Here is a 2,412-nt window from a genome sequence, read left to right on the forward strand (position 1 = left end):
TGGCGCGCGCCCGGGACGCGGGGTCGCTGCGCGCGGACGTGTCGGTGTCGGACGTGCTGCTGGTCATAGCCACCGCGGCGCCGTCCCTGCCGGACCCGGAGCAGCAGGCGGTCGCGTCCGCGCGGTTGCTGGACATCCTGCTGGACGGGCTGCGGCCGCACGCGGAGAGCTGAGCGGGCCGACCGCCTCAACGGGAGTGCGCCGGGGTGCTGCCCCGGCGTGCCCTGACGGGCCCGGCGGGGGTTCCCCTTGACGGGTGGCCCCGTCGGCGGTGGCCCGTGTTGACGGGGTCGCCCGTGAGGGTGTCTCCCGCCGGCGGCCGGCGGCCGTGCCCGGCGTAGCGGCCGCCCGTCAAGCGAGGCGGACGCCTACCCCGAAAGCATGACCGCTAGTGCGCTGCGGCCCGGAAAACCCCCCAACGGGTGGTTGGCCGTTCAACGCGGCGGCAGGCAGGGCGCGTTGTGGCACGCTCACCCGATGACGGGCGGGACGAGCGTCTACGGGAGCTTGCGGCATGGCAGTTGACGATCGGGACGATCGCGGGCGTGCCGCCGGTGGTGAGGGTGCTGCACCCGACGGGGCCGACGGGGCCGATGAGGCCGTGGGGGCCATTCCGAAGCAGCGTGAGCGGCGGGACGAGGGGGTCACCGGGCCCCTGCCCTCCGACACGGAGTTGGTCGCCCGGATGCGTACGGGCGACGACAGCGCGTACGAGGAGCTGTACCAGCGGCACGCCCCGGCGGTCCGCCGGTACGCGCGCACCTGCTGCCGCGACTCGCACACCGCCGACGACCTCACAGCCGAGGTGTTCGCCCGCACGCTGCAGGCGGTCCGCGGCGGCGCTGGACCGGAGACCGCGGTACGGGCGTATCTGCTGACCACCGTGCGGCGGGTCGCCGCCGCCTGGACGAAGACCGCCAAGCGCGAGCAACTCGTCGACGACTTCGCCGTCTTCGCGACCCAGGCCGCGCGGCCGGCCTCCGACGACGACACCCTCGACCTCGGCGCCGACGTACGGGCCATGCACGAGGCCGAGCAGTCCATGGCGGTGCAGGCGTTCCGCAGCCTGCCCGAGCGCTGGCAGACGGTGCTCTGGCACACGACGGTGGAGGACGAGTCGCCCAGCCAGGTGGCGCCGCTGCTCGGGCTCACCGCCAACGCCACCGCCGTGCTCGCGCACCGCGCCCGCGAGGGCCTCAAGCAGGCGTACCTCCAGGCGCACGTCTCCACCGCGCGCACCCGGCGAGATGCTCCTCGAACCGCTCCGCCTCGTCCTGTTCCAGCGCGCCGATCGCATACGCCCCGACGTCCGGATGCCGTTGCCCGTTCACGGCACCACTCCCCGTTCCTCCAGCGACAACCGCAGCGAGCGCAGCGCGTAGAACACCCGTGAGCGCACCGTCCCCGCCGGGACGCCCAGCACCTCGGCCGCCTCGTTCGCCGTCCGCCCCTTGAAGTACGTCTCCACCAGCGCGGCGCGGTGGGCGGGGGTCAGGTCGGCGAGCGCGTCGGAGATCGTCATCAGCCGCAGCACCCGGTCCGTGTCGTCGGCGGCCGGGACGCTCTCCAGCGGCGCGGGGTCCGTCTCGCGCGGGCGCGCCTGCCTGCTGCGGTGCCCGTCGATCACTATCCGGCGGGCCACGGTGACGAGCCAGGGCCGTACGGAGCCGTCGGCGGCCGCCAGTTCGTCGGCGTGCCGCCAGGCGCGCAGCAGCGTCTCCTGTACGACGTCCTCCGCCCGGTGCCGGTCCCCGGCGACCAGGCGCAGCACGAAGCCGAACAGCGGGCCCGCGTGCTCGCGGTAGAGGACCCGCATCAACTCCTCGTCGGGAGTCGGCTTCGAGCGCTGCGCTGCCACCACGGCATCGTCCCGCATCCCTCACCTCCGGTCGAGGAGTACGGAGATCGCCGCCGGGACGTTCAACGCACGGTGCCCCCGGCCCGTCGGCGCGCCGGGGATGTCCGCGGGGCCGGGCCCGGTTTTCGCGCTACTCGTCGTACTTCTCGTCCGTGTGCGGGTCCAGGGACAGCCGGTAGCCGCGTTTGACGACCGTCTGGATGAGCTTCGGCACCCCCAGGGCCGTGCGCAGCCGGGTCATCGCCGTCTCCACCGCGTGCTCGTCGCTGCCCGCGCCGGGCAGCGCGCGCAGCAGTTCCGCGCGGGAGACGACCCAGCCCGGCCGGTGGGCCAGGGTGCGCAGCAGCGACATGCCGGCGGGCGGCACGGGGCGCAGCACGCCGTCGATGATCACGGCGTGGCCGCGGATGTCCACGCGGTGCCCGGCGAGCGGCAGCGACCGTACGCGGGCGGGGAGTTCGAGGGCGACGAGCTGGACGAGGGGGCCGAGGCGGTAGCGCTCCGGCTGGGCGGTCGGCACGTCGTGCCGCTCCAGCGGCAGCGCCGTGAGCGGC

At 74.8% G+C, this 2,412-nt stretch carries 3 protein-coding genes and 1 pseudogene; 2 read left to right on the forward strand and 2 right to left on the reverse strand.

Translation table 11 applies throughout. From position 1 onward, the window contains the following. Window positions 1-173 (forward strand): SbtR family transcriptional regulator (locus H5J30_RS36995; protein WP_445194963.1); only part of this gene is annotated, 173 nt, incomplete at its 5' end. A gap of 341 nt (window positions 174-514) precedes the next feature. Next, window positions 515-1,240, forward strand: a pseudogene (locus H5J30_RS27460) (RNA polymerase sigma factor); the annotation flags it as partial. Window positions 1,241-1,327: 87 nt separating this feature from the next. Here H5J30_RS27460 and H5J30_RS27465 read toward each other — a convergent pair. Then, window positions 1,328-1,876, reverse strand: coding sequence for a sigma-70 family RNA polymerase sigma factor (locus H5J30_RS27465; RefSeq protein WP_181790006.1), 549 nt, complete (start codon window positions 1,874-1,876; stop codon window positions 1,328-1,330). Window positions 1,877-1,988: 112 nt separating this feature from the next. Beyond that, window positions 1,989-2,412 (reverse strand): winged helix-turn-helix domain-containing protein (locus H5J30_RS27470; RefSeq protein ID WP_181790007.1); only part of this gene is annotated, 424 nt, incomplete at its 5' end.

It is taken from the genome of Streptomyces phytophilus, from assembly GCF_013870535.1.
GTDB classification, from domain to species: Bacteria; Actinomycetota; Actinomycetes; order Streptomycetales; family Streptomycetaceae; genus Streptomyces; species Streptomyces phytophilus.